The organism is Streptomyces sp. NPDC002701, assembly GCF_042889045.1.
GTDB lineage: Bacteria > Actinomycetota > Actinomycetes > Streptomycetales > Streptomycetaceae > Streptomyces.
This window is the reverse complement of the sequence record NZ_JBIAQL010000003.1, coordinates 88,894-109,724: the sequence shown is the minus strand read 5'-3', so window position 1 is coordinate 109,724 and position 20,831 is coordinate 88,894. Positions and strand designations below refer to the sequence as shown.

14 protein-coding genes, 1 tRNA gene and 1 pseudogene are annotated in these 20,831 nt (G+C 71.8%); 15 read left to right on the top strand and 1 reads right to left on the bottom strand.

Annotation, left to right across the window (positions count from 1 at the left end):
• Window positions 1-56: 56 nt before the first annotated feature.
• The 6 genes and pseudogenes from ACFYXC_RS08890 to ACFYXC_RS08865 all read left to right on the top strand — a co-directional run bounded on the left by ACFYXC_RS08890 (window position 57) and on the right by ACFYXC_RS08865 (window position 8,340).
• A complete protein-coding gene (locus tag ACFYXC_RS08890) occupies window positions 57-1,112 on the top strand; it encodes a Ku protein (protein WP_389548651.1) in 1,056 nt (351 codons plus the stop codon).
• 472 nt (window positions 1,113-1,584) lie between these two features.
• Window positions 1,585-1,962: a hypothetical protein gene (locus ACFYXC_RS08885; RefSeq protein WP_388912592.1), complete on the top strand. Its 378-nt coding sequence runs from the start codon at window positions 1,585-1,587 to the stop codon at window positions 1,960-1,962.
• Between the two features lie 277 nt (window positions 1,963-2,239).
• On the top strand, window positions 2,240-4,006 hold the full coding sequence (locus tag ACFYXC_RS08880; protein ID WP_389548648.1) for a beta-galactosidase family protein: 1,767 nt from the start codon (window positions 2,240-2,242) through the stop codon (window positions 4,004-4,006).
• Entirely contained in the window at window positions 4,006-6,636 is a 2,631-nt protein-coding gene (locus tag ACFYXC_RS08875) for a beta-galactosidase (protein ID WP_389548645.1), read from the top strand. Before ACFYXC_RS08880 ends, ACFYXC_RS08875 begins: the two co-directional genes overlap by 1 nt.
• Window positions 6,637-6,765: 129 nt before the next feature.
• Window positions 6,766-7,860: a LacI family DNA-binding transcriptional regulator gene (locus ACFYXC_RS08870; RefSeq protein WP_389548642.1), complete on the top strand. Its 1,095-nt coding sequence runs from the start codon at window positions 6,766-6,768 to the stop codon at window positions 7,858-7,860.
• Window position 7,861: 1 nt separating this feature from the next.
• A pseudogene (locus ACFYXC_RS08865) lies at window positions 7,862-8,340 on the top strand (MarR family winged helix-turn-helix transcriptional regulator).
• Between the two features lie 458 nt (window positions 8,341-8,798).
• On the opposite strand, the gene ACFYXC_RS08860 reads toward ACFYXC_RS08865, so the two are convergent.
• A tRNA-Arg gene (locus ACFYXC_RS08860) sits at window positions 8,799-8,870 on the bottom strand.
• 433 nt (window positions 8,871-9,303) lie between these two features.
• On the opposite strand from ACFYXC_RS08860, the gene ACFYXC_RS08855 reads away from it, so the two are divergent.
• The 9 genes from ACFYXC_RS08855 (at window position 9,304) to rpmE (ending at window position 20,802) form a co-directional block, all read left to right on the top strand.
• Entirely contained in the window at window positions 9,304-9,825 is a 522-nt protein-coding gene (locus ACFYXC_RS08855; RefSeq protein ID WP_389548639.1) for a response regulator, read from the top strand.
• 147 nt (window positions 9,826-9,972) lie between these two features.
• Entirely contained in the window at window positions 9,973-11,106 is a 1,134-nt protein-coding gene (gene nrtL, locus ACFYXC_RS08850) for an ArgS-related anticodon-binding protein NrtL (RefSeq protein ID WP_389548636.1), read from the top strand.
• Window positions 11,107-11,167: 61 nt separating this feature from the next.
• Window positions 11,168-12,559 carry a diaminopimelate decarboxylase gene (lysA, locus tag ACFYXC_RS08845; RefSeq protein ID WP_388912610.1) on the top strand — a complete coding sequence of 464 codons (1,392 nt, stop codon included), beginning with the start codon at window positions 11,168-11,170 and terminating at the stop codon, window positions 12,557-12,559.
• A 238-nt stretch (window positions 12,560-12,797) separates the two neighbouring features.
• A complete protein-coding gene (locus ACFYXC_RS08840) occupies window positions 12,798-14,096 on the top strand; it encodes a homoserine dehydrogenase (RefSeq protein WP_389549962.1) in 1,299 nt (432 codons plus the stop codon).
• A 6-nt stretch (window positions 14,097-14,102) separates the two neighbouring features.
• A complete protein-coding gene (gene thrC, locus ACFYXC_RS08835) occupies window positions 14,103-15,161 on the top strand; it encodes a threonine synthase (protein ID WP_388912613.1) in 1,059 nt (352 codons plus the stop codon).
• A gap of 402 nt (window positions 15,162-15,563) precedes the next feature.
• Window positions 15,564-16,481 carry a homoserine kinase gene (gene thrB / locus ACFYXC_RS08830; RefSeq protein ID WP_388912616.1) on the top strand — a complete coding sequence of 306 codons (918 nt, stop codon included), beginning with the start codon at window positions 15,564-15,566 and terminating at the stop codon, window positions 16,479-16,481.
• Window positions 16,482-16,878: 397 nt separating this feature from the next.
• Entirely contained in the window at window positions 16,879-18,999 is a 2,121-nt protein-coding gene (gene rho / locus ACFYXC_RS08825) for a transcription termination factor Rho (RefSeq protein WP_389548632.1), read from the top strand.
• Window positions 19,000-19,215: 216 nt separating this feature from the next.
• Window positions 19,216-20,325: an LCP family protein gene (locus ACFYXC_RS08820; protein ID WP_389548629.1), complete on the top strand. Its 1,110-nt coding sequence runs from the start codon at window positions 19,216-19,218 to the stop codon at window positions 20,323-20,325.
• Between the two features lie 255 nt (window positions 20,326-20,580).
• Window positions 20,581-20,802, top strand: coding sequence for a 50S ribosomal protein L31 (rpmE, locus tag ACFYXC_RS08815; protein WP_010984345.1), 222 nt, complete (start codon window positions 20,581-20,583; stop codon window positions 20,800-20,802).
• Window positions 20,803-20,831 lie beyond the last annotated feature (29 nt).

The window sequence follows — 20,831 nt, the reverse complement described above, 5'->3', positions numbered from 1 at the left end:
GACGATCCCACGTATTGGTGAAGAAACGGGTGAAAGCTACCTGAAGGGTGTCAAACGTGAGATCCATTTGGAACGGTGCCATCTCCTTCGGTCTGGTCAGCATCCCGATCAAGCTGATGAACGCCACGGAGAACCACTCGATCTCCTTCCGGCAGATCCACACCGAGGACGGCGGCCGCATCCGCTACCGCAAGGTGTGTGAGGTGGAGGAGCGCGAGGTGGCGGCGTCGGAGATCGGCAAGGCGTACGAGGACGCCGACGGCACGATGATCCCGATCACGGACGAGGACCTGGCCTCCCTGCCGATCCCGACCGCCCGGACGATCGAGATCGTGGCTTTCGTGCCGGCGGACCGGATCGATCCGCTCCAGATGGACACGGCGTACTACCTCTCGGCGAACGGGGTGCCGGCGGCCAAGCCGTACACCCTGCTGCGTGAGGCCCTGAAGCGCAGTCACAAGGTCGCCATCGCGAAGTTCGCGCTGCGGGGGCGGGAGCGGCTCGGGATGCTGCGGGTCGTCGACGACGTCATCGCCATGCACGGGCTGCTCTGGCCGGACGAGATCCGTGCGTCCGACAGCGTGGCCCCGGACGCGGGTGTCACCGTCCGGGACAAGGAACTCGACCTGGCCGACGCGTTGATGGACACGCTCGGGGAGGTCGACCTCGCCGATCTGCACGACGACTACCGGGAGGCGGTGGAGGAGATGATCGCCGCGAAGGCGTCCGGGGAGGAGGCGCCGTCCGCGCCCTCCGCCGCGAAGTCCGACGGCAAGGTCATCGATCTGATGTCGGCACTGGAGAACAGCGTGCGGCAGGCTCGGGCCGCGCGCGGAGAGGGCTCCGACTCGGGCTCCGACTCCGGCTCCGGCTCCGGCGAGGCCGAGGTGAAGCCGCTCCGGAAGGGGGCGGCCCGGAAGTCGTCCCGGGCCGAGCCCAAGCCGCCTTCCGGGAAGAAGCCGGCGAAGACGGCGGCCGCCAAGAAGACGACCTCTGGGGCCGGGGCGAAGAAGGCTGCGTCGAAGACGGCGTCGACATCGAAGAAGACGGCATCGAAAAAATCCGCGGCCGAAACGAAGAAGGCGACCCCAAGAAAACGAGCCTCGGCCTGACCCCACCCGGGCGCTCGTCCGGCTGCGGACCGTAGGGGCTGACCGCGCAGTTCCCCGCGCCCCTGAAAGGGCGGTTGTCCGACCGCGGGTCGTGGGTGGCCGGTCGCGCAGTTCCCCGCGCCCCTGGCGTACGAGGGTGAGCCTCCGCCCCGTAGCTGACTCCCTGCACAGTCCACCCCGGCACGCGCAGGCGCCCTGAAGGGGTGCGGGGAACGGCGCGAGCAACCCAAGAGCGACCCGCAGCGGATCAACGCTGCCGAGGGGGACCTGCCCACACAGTCCACCCCGTCACCGGCAGGCGCCCTGAAGGGGTGCGGGGAACTGCGCGACCAGCCACCCACAACCCGCACAGGCCCCGTCACGGCAGCAAACCCCCACGCGCGACGTCAAGTTCCCCACGCCTACCGGCAGTCCGGAACCCCGCGTTCACCTTAAGATCATGACCCCGGGCGAGAGGCGGTGGCAGCGAACCATGCCGGACAGCAACGCACCGAGGTGGCTGCGGCCGCTCGGCCCGGAGGTACGGACGCTCCCGGCCGGCGAGTGGTGGGACGCGGTACGGGTCCCACTGGCCACGGGCCTGCGCGTCCTCGAAGACCTGGGCCCACGCACGGGCGCGGTGATCGAGGACGGCTACGGAGGCGTCCTCTACTGGCTCATCCCGCCGGGAACGGCCGCGACCTGGGACGTCCCCGCGGCCCAGATCCTCGGCCCCGGGTCGCACGTGGCGATCCCGCCCAGGCACCGCACGTACGCCCCCGGTCTGCACTGGCGGGTGCCGCCGACGAGAACCCGTCACTGGACGAACCCGGCCACCCTCCACGCCGCCCTGCGCCACACGGCACCCTGACGCGCGGCAGCCTGACGCGCGACCCCCTGACGCGCGGCGCGATATCGATCCCATCGCCCCTGCGGGCCTTCTTGACGCGCCTAAGTTACCGGTAACATCATGGTCCCACAGCGCCGCCGCCGACGCCCGGCCGCGCCGTCGCCCACGCGCGCGGGCCGCCCACGTGCGGGAGCCGTCCACGTACGCGAGCCGCCCACGCGCGTCCGCGCCTCGCCGCGCCCACAGCAGACCAGGCCCCACCGATCCCACTTCCGAGCCGAAGGGAAGCAGCATCCTCATGTCCGCCCTGACCACGTCCTCCGACGGCTTCCTGCTCCACGGAGAGCCGTTCCGGATCATCTCCGGTGCCATGCACTACTTCCGTGTCCACCCCGACCAGTGGGCCGACCGCCTCCGCAAGGCCCGGCTGATGGGCCTCAACACGGTCGAGACGTACGTCCCGTGGAACCTCCACGAGCCCGAGCCCGGCACGCTGGTCCTCGACGGCTTCCTCGACCTGCCCCGCTATCTGCGGCTGGCGGCGGCCGAGGGCCTGCACGTCCTGCTGCGCCCCGGCCCGTACATCTGCGCCGAGTGGGACGGCGGCGGCCTGCCGTCCTGGCTCACCACGGACCCCGGCATCCGGCTGCGCACCAGCGACCCCCGCTTCACCGACGCGCTCGACCGCTACCTCGGCCTGCTGCTGCCCCCGCTCCTGCCGCACCTCGCCGCGTCCGGCGGCCCGGTGATCGCCGTACAGGTGGAGAACGAGTACGGGGCGTACGGCGACGACACCGCGTACCTCGAACACCTCGCCCGGACCCTGCGCACCGCGGGCGTCGAGGAGCTCCTCTTCACCTGCGACCAGGCCGACCCCCGGCACCTGAAGGCCGGCAGCCTGCCCGACGTCCTCACCACCGGCACCTTCGGCAGCAGGATCACGGACTCCCTGGCGCACCTGCGCGCCCATCAGCCCGAAGGGCCCCTGATGTGCGCGGAGTTCTGGATCGGCTGGTTCGACCACTGGGGCGAACCGCACCACGTGCGCGACGCCGCCGACGCGGCCGCCGACCTCGACCGGCTGCTCTCCGCGGGCGCCTCGGTCAACATCTACATGTTCCACGGCGGCACCAACTTCGGTCTCACGAACGGCGCGAACCACGACCACGCGTACGAGCCCATCGTGACCTCGTACGACTACGACGCGGCCCTCACCGAGTCCGGGGACCCGGGTCCGAAGTACCACGCCTTCCGCGAGGTCATCGCCCGCCACGCCCCCGTCCCGGACGAGCCCGTCCCGGCACCGGGCCTGAAACTCCCCGTCACCGAGGTCGAGTTGGACCGGCGCGCCCCGCTTCTCCCGCACGCGCACGTCCTGGCCGCGCCGGTACGCGTCGACGCCGGCCCGGTCACCATGGAGGAGGTGGGTCTGCGGGCCGGCTACGTCCTCTACCGCACCACGGTGCCCGTGTCGGGCGACGGCGTGCTGCACTTCGCGGGCGGTGTCGGCGACCGCGCCCAGGTCTTCGTGGACGGCGCCCCCGCCGGCGTACTCGAACGCGAACGCCACGAGGAGGCCCTGCCCGTGCGGGTGCCGCGGGCCGGCGCCGCGCTGGACGTGCTCGTCGAGAACATGGGCGGCGTCAACTACGGCCCGCGCATCGGCTCACCGAAGGGCCTGCTCGGCCCGGTCACCTTCGCCGGCACCGCTCTGCACGGCTGGGACTGCCACCCCCTGGACCTGGACTCCGTCGGCCAGGTGCCCCTCGTCCCGGCGGCGGACTCGCCCGTGGACGCCGGACCCGCCTTCCACCACGGCACCTTCGAGGTCGGTACGCCCGCCGACACCTTCCTCTCCCTGCCCGGCTGGACCAAGGGCCAGGCATGGATCAACGGCTTCCACCTCGGCCGCTACTGGAACCGCGGCCCGCAGCGCACGCTGTACGTGCCCGGGCCCGTCCTGCGCCCCGGCACCAACGAGCTGGTCCTGCTGGAGCTGCAGGCCACGACGGAGCCACGCGTCCACCTCACCGACACGCCCGACCTCGGCCCGGTGAAGCCCTGATGACCTCCTTAGCGGCCTCCCACGGCGCGCCGCCGCTCCGTCTGCGGGTGACCGCGTCCGCCGTACCGCCGCTGACGGGCCACCTCCCGCTGACCGACGCTCCGGGCGTTCCCGACCCGATCGAGGTCACCAGCCGCTACCTCACCCGCGGCGGCCGGCCCTGGTTCCCGGTCTCCGGCGAGTTCCACTACACCCGCTGCCCCGCCGGGAAGTGGGAGGAGGAACTGCTGAAGATGAAGGCGGGCGGGGTGACGGCCGTCGCGAGTTACGTCATCTGGATCCACCACGAGGAGACCGCGGGGCGGGTCCGCTTCGACGGCGACCGGGACCTGCGGCGCTTCGCCGGCCTCTGCGCCCGGCACGGCCTGGACTTCGTGCCGCGCATCGGTCCCTGGTCCCACGCCGAGGTACGCAACGGCGGCCTCCCCGACTGGCTGCTGGCCCGCCCCTGCACCCCGCGCACCGACGACCCGGCCTACCTGGAACCCGTACGCACCTGGTACGAGGCGATCGCCGGGCAGCTGCGCGGGCTGGACCGTGCGCACGGCGGCCCGGTCGTCGCGATCCAGATCGAGAACGAGCTCCACGACCGCCCGGGCCACCTGCTGACGCTGAAGCGCATGGCACAGGCGGCCGGACTGAGCGCCCCGCTCTGGACGGCGACGGCCTGGGGCGGAGTGCAACTCCCGCCCGACGAACTGCTTCCGCTGTACGGCGGCTACCCCGAGACCTTCTGGACGGAGGCCGACGGCGGCTGGCCCGACACCTGCCGCAAGCACTTCTTCTTCACCCACCAGCGCGACGACGAGGGCATCGGCGCCGACCTGCGCCCGACGACGGTACGCGGCGGCGACCCGGCGCCCCGCGCCGACCGGTTCCCCTGGGCCACCTGCGAGCTGGGCGGCGGTATGGCCGTGTCCTACCACCGCCGCCCACGGGTCGACGCGGCCGACGTCGGCGCGCTCGGCCTCACGAAGATCGGCTGCGGTTCCGTGTGGCAGGGCTACTACATGTTCCACGGCGGTACGAACCCGGCCGGCGAGCGGACGACCCTCCAGGAGTCCCACGCGACCGGCTACCCCAACGACCTGCCCGTCCTCACGTACGACTTCCAGGCGCCGCTGGGCGAGTACGGCCAGTACCGGCCCTCGTACGACGAACTGCGGCTCCAGCACCTGCTGCTGGCCGACTTCGGTCACCTCGTCGCGCCGATGGAGTCCTTCCTCCCCGAGCGGCGGCCGACGGGCCAGGACGACCGGGACACCCTGCGCTGGGCGGTCCGGAGCGACGGGACGTCCGGCTTCCTCTTCGTCACCAACCACCAGCCGCACGAGCCGTTGCCGGACCGTCCGGGCACCTCGTTCACGGTCGAGTTCCCGCAGGCACCCGCCCTCACCCTCCCGAGCACGCCGGTCACGGTCCCGTCGGGCGCCTACTTCTGCTGGCCGCTCCGCCTCGACGTGGGCGGCCTGCGGCTGGACTGGGCCACCGCACAGCCCGTCTGCACGGTCGACGACCACGGCCGTACGGTGCTGGTGCTGGCCGCGACGGACGGCGTACCGGTCGAACTGGCCCTGGACGCACGGACGGTGAGGGACCTGCGGATCCCCTCCGGGCGGTGCGCCACCCTCGGCGACCGCGTCCTGGTCACGGGCCTGCGTCCCGGCACCGAGGCCCTCGTCCAGGTGGACGCGGCCGACGGCACCCGGGCCGGCCTCCTGGTCCTGGACGCGGCGACGGCCCGTACCGCCTACCGGGGTGTCGCCTGGGGAGCCGAGCGGGTGGTGCTCTGCGGGGGCGGCGTCGTCTTCGACGAGCACGCGCGGGACGGCCGTGGCGAGGTGCGGGTGCACGGCGCGGCCGGCGACGACCTGTCCTTCGCGGTACTGCCCGCGCCGGAACGGCCTCCGGTGGTGGAGGACGCGGGGGTCCTGGAGTCGGCCGACGGGGTGTTCACGCGGTACACCGTGCGCGGCGACCGGGACTGGCGTTTCGAGGCGGCGACGACGACGGCGGCGAGGGTGAGGGCGAGGGCGACGGCGGTCGGACTGGTCCGGGCCGCGGGCCCGGCGCCCGAACCCGTGACGGGCGTGCAGGGGCGGGCGAGCGCCCCCGCCGACGCGTCCTACGACACGGTCGCCGCCGAGTACGCCGTCACGGTCCCGGACGGCCTCCCGCTCACCGGAACACTCCTGCGCGTCCACTGGACCGGAGACGTGGCCCGCGCGTACGTGGACGACAGACTCGTGGCGGACCAGTTCCACACGGGGCGGGTCTGGGACATCGCCCTGGACCGGCTCCCGGCGTTCGCCCTGCGCGGGGATGGACTGCGGCTGAGGGTGCTGCCGCGGCATCCGGACGCACGGGTGTACGTGGGGGAGGGCGCCGTCGGAGCCGGGGCGGCGGGGGCGGCCGCGACGGCCGCCCCGGCTGCGTCGACCGTGGCGGCCGGGGTGACGGGGGTGACCGGGGTGACCGGGGCGGCGGTGGAGCAGGTCGAGTGGGTGGGCACCCGTGTGTGGGTGATCGGGGAAGCCGGGGTCGTCGGGGATGTCGGGGCGGCCGGGGCGGGCGGGGCAGCCCGGACGGGCGGGTCGGCCGGGGTGGGCGGGTCACCCGGGGCGGGCTGAGGGCGCCGGGCGGTCCCCGGGCGAGGCGGGCGTCCGGCTCATCCTCCCGCCCGGCGGCCTATCCTGTGGGCCAGCCGGGCGGGGCACGACCGCCGGGACGAACCACGGATCCGAAGGACGCCACCCGCCATGACCCGAAGTGCCGGTGACGGCGCGCCGCCCCAAGGACCCGGACCCCACAAGGACCTCCCGAGGGGCCGCAGCCGCCGCAACTTCGCGGGGGCGCGCCCGGTGATGGACGACGTGGCGCGGCTGGCCGGAGTCTCCAAGCAGACGGTCTCGCGTGTGCTGAACGACCACCCGGCCGTCCGTCCCGAGACCCGTGAGGTGGTCCTGACCGCCATGCGCACCCTCGGCTACCGCCCGAGCCGCAGCGCGCGCTCCCTGGCCAGCGGCCGGACCCGCATGCTCGGCGTGATCTCCTTCGACGCGGCCCGTTACGGCCCCGCCTCCATCCTGACCGCGATCAACACCGCGGCCCAGGACGCCGGTTACCTGGTGAGCTCCATCGCGCTCGACACCGCGGACCGGGCCACCGTCGTACGGGCCGTGGACACGCTGTCGGCCGAGGGCGCGGACGGTGTGATCGCCATCGCCCCGCAGCGGTGGGTCGGCCGGGCGCTGGCGGAGGCGCGGCTCGACACCCCGCTGATGGTCCTGGAGAACGACCTCGGCAAGGACGCGTCGTTCGTCACCGCGGACAACCGCGCCGGTGCCCGCAAGGCCACCGAGCACCTCCTGCACCTCGGCCACACGACGGTCCAGCACATCGCGGGCCCCACGGGCTGGCTGTCGGCGGACCGCAGGGTCGAGGCATGGCGGGCCACGCTGGCGGCGGCGGGGGCCCCGGTCCCGGAGCCGCTCATCGGCGACTGGAGCGCGGACTCGGGCTACGAGCTGGGCCGCCGGCTGGCCGGTCGCCCCGAGGCCACCGCGATCTTCGCGTCCAACGACCAGATGGCTCTGGGCGTACTGCGGGCACTCCACGAGTCGGGCCGCCGCGTTCCCGACGACGTCAGCGTGGTCGGTTACGACGACATCCCCGAGGCCGCACACCTGCTCCCGCCGCTGACCACGGTCCGCACCGACTTCCCCGAGATCGGCACGCGTTCCCTGCGGCTGCTCCTGTCCCAACTGGACGGCCCGCCGGAGCTGTCGATGGACCGGGTCGTACCGGTCGAACTGATCGTGCGCAGAAGCACGGGCCCGGCGCCGGGCCCATGATCTGACACGTGCGGTGCTGACCGCGTCGCGCGTACTGGTCGCGGTCTCGGCCCGCTCGCTGGCGGAGGTCGAGGAGCGGGTGACACTGCCGCAGGTACGGATGCTGGTCGTCCTGTCCACGCGCGGCGCCACCAAGCTGGTCACCCTCGCCGAACTGCTCCAGGTCCCGCCGTCCACGGCCATGCGCATGGTGGACCGGCTCATCGCGGCGGGGCTCGCCGACCGCCGGACCAATCCGGGCAACCGCCGCGAGACGCTGCTGCAGCTCACGGAGGAGGGGCGCCGCACGGTCGAGGACGTCATGGCCCGCCGGCGCACCGAGATCGCCACGATCGTGGAACGGCTGCCCCCGGCCAACGTACGGCGGTCGTGGAGGCCCTGACCGCCTTCAACGAGGCGGGCGGCGAGCCCTCGGGCCCGGACGGCACGGAGCCGCACCCGTTGGGCTGGGTGGACGCGACGACGGGGCACGACGCGTGATCCGGCCGACGCTCGCTGACCTGCGCTGGCCGGTGACCCAGGCTCATCAACCATTGCGCAAGCTAAATTTTGCACTCTGCTCGCCCGTGAAGCCCTGGGAGGGCACTCGGAGCCGCAATACATCCCCACGACGAGGCGTCAGCGCTACGGCCTCTCCTCGGACACGTGGACAAAGGGTCGCAAGGAGTTGGAAGCGCAGGGGCTGTTGGCCGTCAAGCGCGAGCCGCAGGGCACCTTCTATGACTTCAGGGGCTGAGGAACGCCTATCAGCTCACCTTGGCACGCCTGGATGACTCGCCCTCTTGGACTTGATGGAGGGGCATTCGGCCTCTATCGGAGGTCAATCGCGATCAGCGCGTAACAACGATAAAGAGCGGGACCCAGTAAGACTGGGTCCCGCTCTTTATCGTCAGGCACTTACGCTGGTCAACCGCATGATCGTGCTGGTTGAGGCGAAGTGCCCCCGGCAGGATTCGAACCTGCGCACACGGCTCCGGAGGCCGTTGCTCTATCCCCTGAGCTACGGGGGCGTGTCGGGCGCGGTTTGCGGCGACGGGTGAAACCTTACCAGCTCTCTCGGGGTCGTCATGAACGGGTTTTGAGGGCCGGGGAAGGTGTGTCGGAGGTTGGTTGGATCTTGTCGGTTGTCGTGGAGGCGCAGGGCGGCATGGCCCGTCCGGCCAGCCCTGGGCCGGCGGCGCCCCGAGACCCAAGCAGCCAGCCGCCAGCAGGCAGCAGGCAGCGGTCGCAGGCGACAGTCGGCACCTCACCCTCACCTCGGCCCCGCCTTACCTCAGCCCCACCTCGTCTGAGCCCCGCTCTCACCTCGACCCCGCCCTCACCCCAGCTCGCCCCCACCCCAGCCCCCATTCCTCAGCCCCGCCCCCGCCCCACACCCCCCGAGACCGCCCCCTGGACCCCCCATGTGAGGCAGAAGTGGGGAAAACCCGGACGCGGTGGCGGGTGTCGACCTACTCTCGAGTTGTGCCAGGCGCGTCGGGTCGGGTGCTTGTTGTGGACGACAACAAGGTCATCCGGCAACTGATCAGGGTCAACCTCGAGCTGGAGGGTCTCGAGGTCGTGACCGCGGCCGACGGTGTCGAGTGCCTGGACGTCATCCACCAGGTCCGGCCCGATGTGGTCACCCTCGATGTGGTCATGCCACGGCTGGACGGGCTGCGTACCGCTGCTCGGCTCCGGGCCGATCCGCGGACCCGTAACCTCCCCCTCGCCATCATCAGTGCCTGTACCCAGTACGAGGTCGAGAGCGGTCTCGACGTCGGCGTCGACGCCTTCCTCGCCAAGCCCTTCGAGCCCACCGAACTGGTTCGCGTCGTGCGCCAGTTGCTGGAACGGCGCGAGACCGTCGACACCACCGCCGGTAGTCCCAACAGTGCGGCCGCCGCGGCGTTCGACAGTGGCCAGAGGTACTACGGGACCGGCGGCGCCGGCGGGACCGAGCGTGCCGGTCGCGCCGGCCACTGAGCCGGAGACCCAGCTCCTGCCCTCCTCGCTCTCGGCCTCATCCCTACCCCCGGCCCCACACCGCGCCGCACGCCACCCCGTCCACATTCCGGACCCGCCCCCAAACCCATTCGCCTGCCCACCCCCCTCCTCCCCTACGCTGGTCACGTGACCCCCGTCGAGCTCTCCCGTACCGTTCTGCGCGCCGTGCGCCGTGCGGTGGACGCCGGTGAGCTGGCCGTGGCCGTGCCCGAGCGGGCGCAGGTCGGGCCGCCCGGGCCCGGGGGACGCGGGGACTACGCCACCAACGTCGCCTTGCGGCTGGCCCGACCCGCCGGTCGTCCCCCGCACGAGGTCGCCGAGATCCTGCGGCCACACCTCAGCGGAGTGGCGGGAGTCACCCGGGTCGACATCACCGGGCCGGGGTTCCTCAACATCACCCTCAGCGGGCGCGGCCCCGCACTCGTCAGCCGGATCCTGCAGCGCGGGGAGCGGTACGGGTATGCCGAGGGAGCCGGAGAGGGCGGAGAAGTCAGCGGCGTCGAAGGGGCCGGCGGACGCGTCGGCGAGCTCGTCCAGCTGCATCACCCCTGCGAGGTGCGCGCCGCCGTCTCCGCCCAGGTCGTCGCGCGGATCCTGCGCTCCCAGGGCGCCCTCGTCCGTACCTCCTGCGAGAACTCCTGCGAGACCCCCTCCGAGTCCGAGACCCCCTCCGAGTCCGAGTCCGGGCCCGACCCCGCCTGGGCGGAGCCCTTGGGCGTCACCGTCGACGCCCCCGGTGCCCCCGGCGTGCTCGACGTCACCCTCCACCCCGTGCCCCCCGCGCACGACCCCACCCCCCTCGGCCGTGACGCCGCCCGTTGGGCCCTGCTGTGTCCCGCGCCCCACGACCGGCCCCGTATCACCGACGAGCATCTCGTTCAGCGGGAGGGCAATCCCCTCTTCCGGGTCCGTTACGCGTACGCCCGCACCCGGGCCCTCAGCCGTAACGCCGCCCAGCTCGGATTCACCGGTGTCCCCGGCCCGCAGGACGGCGCGGGCGCCGGCGCTCTTCTCGACGCCCTCGACAACTACCCCCACGCCCTCGCCGCCGCCGCGCGCCACCGCGCGCCCGACCGGCTCGCGCGGCACCTCGTGACCGTCGCCGACGCGCTGCTCGCCTTCCAGCACAGCGTGCTGCCGCTGGGGGACGAGAAACCCTCGGCCGCCCACCGTGCCCGGCTCGCGCTCGCCGAAGCCGCCGGGACGGTGCTGGCCGGCGGCCTGTCCCTGCTCGGCGTCGACGCACCCGAACACCTCTGATCATCTCCGCAGCTCTGCGCATCTCCGCAGCTCCGAACATCTCCGAGGAAGCCCAACCGACATGAGCCGTTCCGCACACCCCGCCGGGCCCCGCCACGCCGATGTCCTGCCCGAGGGGCACTACACCGCTCCGGCGGCCGACCTCAACGCCCTCGACCCGAAGGTCTGGGCGCAGACCGTGACGCGTACCGAGGACGGCTCGGTCAGCGTCGGCGGGATCGACGTGGCGACCCTGGCCGAGGAGTTCGGCACCCCCGCCTACGTCCTCGACGAGACCGACTTCCGTGCGCGGGCGCGCGCCTGGCGCACCGCGTTCGGGCACGACGCCGACGTCTTCTACGCCGGGAAGGCGTTCCTCTCCCGCGCCGTCGTGCGCTGGTTGCACGAGGAAGGGCTCAACCTCGACGTCTGCTCCGGTGGCGAGCTGACCACCGCCCTCTCCGCCGGCATGCCCGCCGACCGCATCGCCTTCCACGGCAACAACAAGTCCGTGGAGGAGATCACCAAGGCCGTCGACGTCGGCGTCGGACGCATCGTCCTCGACTCGTTCCAGGAGATCGTGCGGGTCGCGCACATCGCGCAGAGCCTCGGCAAGCGGCAGCGCGTGCAGCTCCGTGTGACCGTCGGCGTCGAGGCCCACACCCACGAGTTCATCGCCACCGCGCACGAGGACCAGAAGTTCGGGATCGCGCTCGCCGACGGGCAGGCCGCCGAGGCCGTACGGCGGGCGCTCACCCTCGACGGGCTCGAACTGATCGGCATCCACTCCCACATCGGCTCGCAGATCTTCGACATGGCCGGGTTCGAGGTCGCCGCGCGGCGGGTGGTGTCGCTGCTCGCCGCCATCCGTGACGAGCACGGGGTCGAGCTGCCCGAGATCGACCTCGGCGGCGGCCTCGGTATCGCCTACACCAGCGACGACGACCCCCGCGAGCCGCACGAGATCGCCAAGGCCCTCGGTGAGATCGTGACGAGGGAGTGCGAGGCCGCGAAGCTGCGGACGCCCCGGATCTCGGTCGAACCCGGGCGCGCCATCGTCGGGCCGACCGCCTTCACGCTCTACGAGGTCGGCACCGTCAAGCCGCTCGAAGGGCTGCGTACCTACGTCTCCGTCGACGGCGGCATGTCCGACAACATCCGTACCGCGCTGTACGACGCCGAGTACAGCGTCGCCCTGGTCTCCCGTACGAGTGACGCGGAGCCCATGCTGGTCCGCGTGGTCGGCAAGCACTGCGAGAGCGGGGACATCGTCGTGAAGGACGCCTTCCTGCCCTCCGACCTCGCGCCGGGCGACCTCGTCGCGGTGCCCGCCACCGGCGCGTACTGCCGCTCGATGGCCAGCAACTACAACCACGCCCTGCGTCCGCCGGTCGTCGCGGTCCGCGACGGCGAGGCCAGGGTGATCGTCCGCCGCGAGACCGAGGAGGACCTGCTGCGCCTCGACGTCGGCTGACCCCGGCGGGCGGATGCGCCGTCCGCGGAGGCGCCGGCACGCCGATGCAGCGGCGCACGAGTGCGTGAGTGCACTCTCGTGTGAGTGCGCTCACGAACGAGCGCGGGCGGAAGATCTCCTGTTTTCCGCCCCCTCGCAAATGAAATCGACATCTCACGATCCGGACGTGGGGCAGAAACCCCCGTCCGGTGAGTGAGACTGGTCCCACCGTGACGGTATGAGGAAACGAGGTCGGATGATGCGTACGCGTCCGCTGAAGGTGGCGCTGCTGGGCTGTGGGGTCGTCGGCTCAGAGGTGGCGCGCATCATGACGACGCACGCCGACGACCTCGCCGCCCGTATCGGGGCCCCCGTCGAGCTGGCCGGTGTGGCCGTACGGCGGCCCAGCAAGGTCCGTGAGGGCATCGACCCGGCCCTGGTGACCACCGACGCCACCGCGCTGGTGAAACGGGGGGACATCGACGTCGTCGTCGAGGTCATCGGCGGCATCGAGCCCGCCCGCTCCCTCATCACCACCGCCTTCGAGTACGGCGCCTCCGTCGTCTCCGCGAACAAGGCGCTCCTCGCGCAGGACGGCGCCGCACTGCACGCGGCGGCCGACGACCACGACGCGGACCTCTACTACGAGGCCGCCGTCGCCGGCGCCATCCCGCTGATCCGCCCGCTGCGCGAGTCCCTCGCCGGCGACAAGGTCAACCGGGTGCTGGGCATCGTCAACGGCACCACCAACTTCATCCTCGACAAGATGGACTCGACGGGCGCCGGTTACCAGGAGGCCCTCGACGAGGCCACCGCCCTGGGGTACGCGGAAGCCGACCCCACCGCCGATGTCGAGGCGTTCGACGCGGCGGCCAAGGCCGCCATCCTCGCCGGGATCGCCTTCCACACGCGGGTGCGCCTCGACGACGTGTACCGCGAGGGCATGACCGAGGTCACCGCCGCCGACTTCGCCTCGGCGAAGGCCATGGGCTGCACCATCAAACTGCTCGCCATCTGCGAGCGGGCCGCCGACGGGGGATCGGTCACCGCTCGGGTGCATCCCGCCATGATTCCGCTGAGCCATCCCCTGGCCTCCGTGCGCGGCGCGTACAACGCCGTGTTCGTCGAGTCGGACGCGGCCGGGCAGCTCATGTTCTACGGGCCGGGAGCGGGCGGCGCCCCGACGGCGTCCGCCGTCCTCGGCGATCTCGTGGCCGTGTGCCGCAACAAGCTCAGCGGCGCGACCGGGCCGGGCGACTCGGCGTACGCCCAGCTGCCCGTGTCCTCCATGGGCGAGGTCGTGACCCGCTACCACATCAGTCTCGATGTGGCCGACAAACCGGGCGTTCTCGCCCAGGTGGCAACCGTCTTCGCCGAACACGGCGTGTCCATCGATACGGTTCGCCAGCAAGGACGGCAGGACGGAGGCGGCGATGCCTCCCTCGTGGTCGTCACTCACCGCGCGTCCGACGCGTCCCTGACCGGGACCGTCGAGGCGCTGCGCAGCCTCGACACCGTGTGGGGTGTCGCCAGCATCATGCGGGTTGAAGGAGAGTAACCAGCAATGACCCACCAGTGGCGCGGAATCATCGAGGAGTACCGGGACCGGCTGCCGGTGTCCGGCAGCACGCAGGTCGTGACGCTCCGCGAGGGCGGTACGCCGCTCGTGCCGGCGCAGGTGCTCTCCGAGCGCACGGGCTGCGAGGTCCACCTCAAGGTCGAGGGCGCGAACCCCACCGGGTCCTTCAAGGACCGCGGTATGACCATGGCGATCACGCGGGCCAAGGAGGAGGGCGCGAAGGCCGTCATCTGTGCCTCCACGGGCAACACCTCCGCCTCGGCCGCCGCCTACGCCGTACGGGCCGGGATGGTCTGCGCCGTCCTCGTCCCGCAGGGCAAGATCGCGCTCGGCAAGATGGGCCAGGCCCTCGTGCACGGCGCGAAGATCCTCCAGGTCGACGGCAACTTCGACGACTGCCTCACGCTGGCCCGCAGCCTGTCCGACAACTACCCGGTGGCGCTGGTCAATTCGGTGAACCCGGTGCGTATCGAGGGGCAGAAGACCGCCGCGTTCGAGATCGTGGACATGCTCGGCGACGCCCCCGACATCCATGTCCTGCCCGTCGGCAACGCGGGGAACATCACCGCGTACTGGAAGGGGTACACGGAGTACGCCGCCGACAAGGTCGCCGGCCGGACCCCGCGGATGTGGGGCTTCCAGGCGTCCGGGTCCGCGCCCATCGTGCGCGGCGAGGTCGTCAAGGACCCCTCGACGATCGCCACCGCGATCCGTATCGGCAACCCGGCCTCGTGGCAGTTCGCGCTGGCCGCGCGGGACGAGTCGGGTGGCTTCATCGACGAGGTGACGGACCGTGAGATCCTGCGTGCCTACCGGCTGTTGGCCGCGCAGGAGGGTGTCTTCGTCGAGCCGGCGTCCGCCGCGTCCGTCGCCGGTCTCCTCAAGGCCGCCGAGCAGGGCAAGGTCGATCCGGGGCAGCGCATCGTCTGCACGGTGACCGGGAACGGGCTCAAGGACCCCGACTGGGCCGTCGCGGGCGCCCCGCAGCCGGTCACGGTCCCGGTCGACGCCGCCACGGCCGCCGAACGCCTGGGCCTGGCGTAACACGGGACCCGGCCCCCCACTGGCCGCAGCGAGTGAGCCGAAGGGGCGCGCCTGTGTCGAGGCGGTTGGGGGTTCCCCCGGACGGAGTCTGGGGGAGCGCGGAGCGCCCGACGAAGGAGGGTCGAGCACGATCGCCGCCTCGACACAGGCTTTGGCGCCCCGGAGGCGAACCGAGCTCCAAAAAAAGGCCGGGTGCACGAGGGGCTTGCGACACGCATCGTGCGCCTCTTGTGCGCCCTATGTCGCCACGGAACCTTCCTTCGATAAGCTGTACCGAACCCGCCCGCCGCATATGCCGCGGTGCCGCGCCGTCCCTGCGGCCTCCGGGTATTCCGCATTCTCCGTACGTCTCGCAGGATTTCGAGAATCTCGCAGCTCAAGCTCAAGGAGAGTCATCGAGCGATGGCCGGTCCAGCGTTCCGCGCCGCCGCCGTCCGGGTGCGCGTCCCCGCCACCAGTGCCAACCTCGGCCCGGGCTTCGACGCCCTCGGCCTGTCACTGGGGCTGTACGACGACGTGGTCGTCCGGGTGGCCGACTCCGGGCTGAACATCGACATCGCGGGTGAGGGAAACGAGACACTCCCGCGCGACGAGCGTCATCTCCTCGTACGTTCCCTGCGCACCGCCTTCGACCTGCTGGGCGGACAGCCGCGCGGCCTCGAGATCGTCTGCGCCAACCGCATCCCGCACGGGCGCGGACTCGGCTCCTCGTCCGCCGCCATCTGCGCCGGCATCGTCGCCGCGCGCGCTGTGACCATAGGCGGCGACAGCAAACTCGACGACACCGCGCTCCTGGAGCTGGCCACCGAGATCGAGGGACACCCCGACAACGTCGCGGCCTGTCTGCTCGGGGGGTTCACCCTGTCCTGGATGGAGAGCGGAGCCGCCCGAGCCATCAGGATGGAGCCCGCGGCCTCCGTCGTCCCGGTGGTCTTCGTACCGGGCAAGGCCGTGCTCACGGAGACGGCCCGCGGACTGCTGCCGCGCACCGTCCCGCACGTCGACGCCGCCACCAACGCGGGCCGCGCCGCACTGCTCGTCGAGGCCCTGACCAGGCGCCCCGAGCTGCTGCTGCCCGCCACCGAGGACCGACTGCACCAGGAGTACCGCGCCCCGGCCATGCCGGAGAGCGCGGCGCTGGTGGAGCGACTGCGGGCCGACGGGATCCCCGCGGTCATCTCCGGCGCCGGGCCCACCGTGCTCGCGCTCGCCGACGAGGCCGCGGCCGACAAGGTCGCACGACTGGCGGGAGAGGGCTGGGCGGCCAACCGGCTGGGCCTCGACGCCACGGGAGCGAGCGTGCTGCCGCTTGCTCCGTGACACTCGGTTGCCGGATTTCGAGAGGGGGAATGTTTGTTGGATCCGGTAGTGTTAACCTCAAGTCTGCACCCGACCCCACCATGGCGAGGTGCTTCACGTCCCCGTCCGGGACAACCATTCTTCCGGGAGCCCCCCAAACTGCTTCGTGCCATGCATTGGGTTGCATTGGGTGCTACGCGCGCTGAGCGGTGCTGAGCACGCTCCGGAACCGGCGTGAACGAGCCGATGGACACAGCACCTCAGGTCCATGGCCCCGGGAAACGTCATCCCAGAAATTCCCTCCGCCTTTTGGCGGACCACCGCCCCGGCACGGTCCACACAGCAAGGACCACTGTCGGACAGCACAACCGGTCGCCGAGCCAGACAGGCCGACGTCCGCTCCAGGGAAGGACCCTTCGTGAGCGACACCACCGATCTGATGGGCGCACGTGTCGAGGAGACCGCTGCCGCGCCCGCCACGGACGCCTCCGCGCCTGCCAGCGGTGCCGGCTCCCGTCGACGCCGCGGTACCGGCCTCGAGGGCATGGTGCTGGCCGAGTTGCAGCAGGTCGCATCCGGCCTCGGCATCAGGGGCACCGCGCGGATGCGCAAGAGCCAGCTGATCGAGGTCATCAAGGAGGCGCAGGCCGGGGGTGGTGCTTCCCCCAAGGCCGCGTCCACCGCCGGGGACGCCACCGAGACGAAGCCCAAGCGCCGGGCCACCTCGAAGGCTCGTACGGGTGACGAGGCCGTCTCTCCCGCCGAGGACAAGGCGGAGGCCAAGGCCGAGAAGGCCGTGGCCCAGCAGCAGATCGAGATCCCCGGCCAGCCCGCCGGCGGTCCCTCCCGCGACGGGGGAGCGGCGGCCGAGGAGGCCCCCGCCGAGCGCCGCCGGCGTCGCGCGACCGCCGATGCGGGCAGCCCCGAGACGGTCACCGCCGAGGCGAAGAGCGAGCCGAGGACCGAGGCGCCCGCGCAGTCGCAGGGCGAGGGCAGGGGCGACGCCGGGGACGGCGGAGCCGAAGGCCGTCAGGGCCGCCGCGACCGTCGTGACCGCGGCGACCGTGACCGCGGCGACCGTGACCGCGGCGACCGTGACCGCGGGGGCCGTGACCGCGACCGCCGTGGCAAGGGCGACGAGCCGCAGGGCGGCCAGGGTGGCCAGAGCGGCAACCAGGGCGGCCAGGGCGGCGGCAACCAGCAGCGCCAGGACCGTCAGGACCGCCAGCAGGGCGGCGGCCGTCAGGACCGCCAGGACCGCCAGCGGGACAACGGTCCCCAGGACGACGACGACTTCGAGGGAGGCCGGCGGGGCCGCCGCGGCCGTTACCGGGACCGCCGTGGCCGTCGTGGCCGCGACGAGTTCGGCCCGAACGAGCCGCAGGTCGCCGACGACGACGTCCTGATCCCCGTCGCGGGCATCCTGGACATCCTGGACAACTACGCGTTCATCCGTACGTCGGGCTACCTGCCCGGCCCGAACGACGTGTACGTGTCCCTGGCCCAGGTCCGCAAGAACGGCCTGCGCAAGGGTGACCACGTCACCGGCGCGGTCCGGCAGCCCAAGGACGGCGAGCGCCGCGAGAAGTTCAACGCGCTGGTCCGCCTGGACTCGCAGAACGGCATGGCGCCCGAATCGGGGCGCGGACGGCCGGAGTTCAACAAGCTGACGCCGCTCTACCCGCAGGACCGGCTCCGTCTGGAGACCGACCCGGGGGTGCTGACGACCCGCATCATCGACCTCGTCGCGCCCATCGGCAAGGGCCAGCGCGGTCTGATCGTGGCCCCGCCGAAGACCGGCAAGACCATGATCATGCAGGCGATCGCCAACGCGATCACGCACAACAACCCCGAGTGCCACCTGATGGTCGTCCTCGTCGACGAGCGTCCGGAAGAGGTCACCGACATGCAGCGGTCGGTGAAGGGCGAGGTCATCTCCTCGACCTTCGACCGCCCCGCCGAGGACCACACCACGGTCGCCGAGCTCGCCATCGAGCGGGCCAAGCGCCTGGTGGAGCTGGGCCACGACGTCGTCGTGCTGCTCGACTCGATCACGCGTCTGGGCCGTGCGTACAACCTCGCCGCCCCGGCCTCGGGACGCATCCTGTCCGGTGGTGTCGACTCGACCGCGCTGTACCCGCCGAAGCGCTTCTTCGGTGCCGCGCGCAACATCGAGGACGGCGGCTCGCTGACGATCCTGGCCACCGCGCTCGTCGACACCGGCTCGCGCATGGACGAGGTCATCTTCGAGGAGTTCAAGGGCACGGGCAACGCGGAGCTGAAGCTCGACCGCAAGCTCGCCGACAAGCGCATCTTCCCGGCGGTGGACGTCGACGCGTCCGGCACCCGTAAGGAAGAGATCCTGCTCGGCAGCGACGAGCTCGCCATCACCTGGAAGCTGCGCCGCGTGCTGCACGCGCTCGACCAGCAGCAGGCGATCGAGCTGCTGCTCGACAAGATGAAGCAGACGAAGTCGAACGCCGAGTTCCTGCTGCAGATCCAGAAGACGACGCCGATGCCGGGCAACGGCAACGACTGACGTCACCGCCGGCGCAGCCGGTCTCGCGGAGGGCCGTCCCCGTCACATCAGGGGGCGGCCCTCCGCGTTGCCGGGGTGACACAGCATGCCGTGCAACCCTTCTTTCGGCTCGGCCGTCTAGAGAGACGGGTCCTGACCGAGACGTGACGGCACCTGAACGCGCCTGACCCTGATCGCAGGGGGTAACCGGGAGAATCAGCGAGGACTGAGGAGCACATGTCTGCCGACAGCACGCCCGAACCCGAGAGCGCGCCGGGAACCGGGACCCCGGGCCGCCGCGAGCCGCGCAGCGGACGCCGCAAGGCGCTCCTCGTCACGGCCTGGTCCGCGGCGGGTGTCCTCGTCCTGGGCGGCACCGGTCTCGGGTACGTGTACGTCAACCTCAACGACAACATCAACAGCGTCGACATCGACCAGGCACTCGGCACCGACCGGCCCCTGGACGTCGACGACGGCTCACAGGACATCCTCGTACTCGGCTCCGACAGCCGCTCCGGCAGCAACAAGAAGCTCGGCGGCGGCGCCGACGACGGCAGCGCCCGCTCGGACACCGCGATGATCGTGCACGTCTACGAGGGCCACCGGAGGGCAAGCGTGGTCTCCATACCCCGCGACACCCTCGTGCCCAGGCCCGAGTGCACCGACAGCGAGGGCGTCACGCACGACGCCGCGTCCCTGGCGATGTTCAACTCCGCGTACTCGACGGGTGGCGCCGCCTGTGCCGTGAAGACCGTCGAGTCGATGACCGGCATCCGCATGGACCACTACGTCGAGGTCGACTTCAGCGGCTTCCGGAAGCTGATCGACGAGCTGGGCGGTGTCGAGGTCACCACGACCAGGGACATCAACGACAGGGAGAGCCACCTCGACCTGGAGGCCGGCACGCACCGGCTCACCGGTGAGCAGGCGCTCGGCCTGGTCCGTACGCGGCACGGTGTCGGCGACGGCTCCGACCTCGGCCGCATCCAGCTCCAGCAGGCGTTCATCAGGGCCCTGGTCGAGCAGGTCAGGGACATAGGGGTGCTGACCAGCCCGAAGAAGCTGTACGACCTCGCCGACACCGCCACCGGGACCGTCACGACCGACTCGGACCTGGCCTCGGTCAAGGACTTGGCCTCCTTCGCCAACGGGCTCAAGGGCATCGGCTCGTCGCAGATGGACATGGTCACGATGCCGGTCCGGTACGACCCGAACGACGGCAACCGCGTCCTGGTGGAGAAGAAGAAGGCCGAACAGGTCTGGACGGCCCTGAAGGACGACCGCCCGATCCCGAGGTCGGCCACGAAGGACACGGCGACCGGCGACGCCAAGGGCGTGGTCAGGTAGCCGGCGGGCTCGGCCCCGTCAGGGGCGCGGGGAACTGCGCGACCAGCCGCATACGACCCGCACCCGCCCACGGCGAACCTCCGGCACCCCTCCCGCGCTCCTCCCACAGACATCGCGGGGGCCCGGGGAATACCCCCGGCCGTCCCCCGGTTTGGGGAGATGGCACCAGTCCTGGCAGACTGGACAGTCGGCCCCGGTTCACGCCCCCGCAGCCCGCGGCAGCGACCCGGCGCCCTCCCGAAACTAGGAGACACCTTGAAGCGCGACATCCACCCCGAGTACGTCGAGACGCAGGTCAGCTGCACCTGTGGCGCGTCGTTCACCACCCGCAGCACGATCTCCAGCGGCACCGTCCGCGCCGAGGTCTGCTCCGAGTGCCACCCGTTCTACACGGGCAAGCAGAAGATCCTCGACACCGGTGGCCGTGTGGCCCGCTTCGAGGCCCGCTTCGGCAAGGCTGCGGCCGCCAAGAAGTAGCGACCTCACAGCGCCGGTCTCCGTCGCCT

Bases quoted from the DNA above. Each gene is read 5' to 3' on its own strand.
- ACFYXC_RS08885 (WP_388912592.1), top strand. From the start codon at position 1,585: ATGCCGGACAGCAACGCACCGAGGTGGCTGCGGCCGCTCGGCCCGGAG.
- ACFYXC_RS08880 (WP_389548648.1), top strand. From the start codon at position 2,240: ATGTCCGCCCTGACCACGTCCTCCGACGGCTTCCTGCTCCACGGAGAG.
- ACFYXC_RS08875 (WP_389548645.1), top strand. From the start codon at position 4,006: ATGACCTCCTTAGCGGCCTCCCACGGCGCGCCGCCGCTCCGTCTGCGG.
- ACFYXC_RS08870 (WP_389548642.1), top strand. From the start codon at position 6,766: ATGACCCGAAGTGCCGGTGACGGCGCGCCGCCCCAAGGACCCGGACCC.
- lysA (WP_388912610.1), top strand. From the start codon at position 11,168: ATGAGCCGTTCCGCACACCCCGCCGGGCCCCGCCACGCCGATGTCCTG.
- ACFYXC_RS08840 (WP_389549962.1), top strand. From the start codon at position 12,798: ATGCGTACGCGTCCGCTGAAGGTGGCGCTGCTGGGCTGTGGGGTCGTC.
- thrC (WP_388912613.1), top strand. From the start codon at position 14,103: ATGACCCACCAGTGGCGCGGAATCATCGAGGAGTACCGGGACCGGCTG.
- thrB (WP_388912616.1), top strand. From the start codon at position 15,564: ATGGCCGGTCCAGCGTTCCGCGCCGCCGCCGTCCGGGTGCGCGTCCCC.
- ACFYXC_RS08820 (WP_389548629.1), top strand. From the start codon at position 19,216: ATGTCTGCCGACAGCACGCCCGAACCCGAGAGCGCGCCGGGAACCGGG.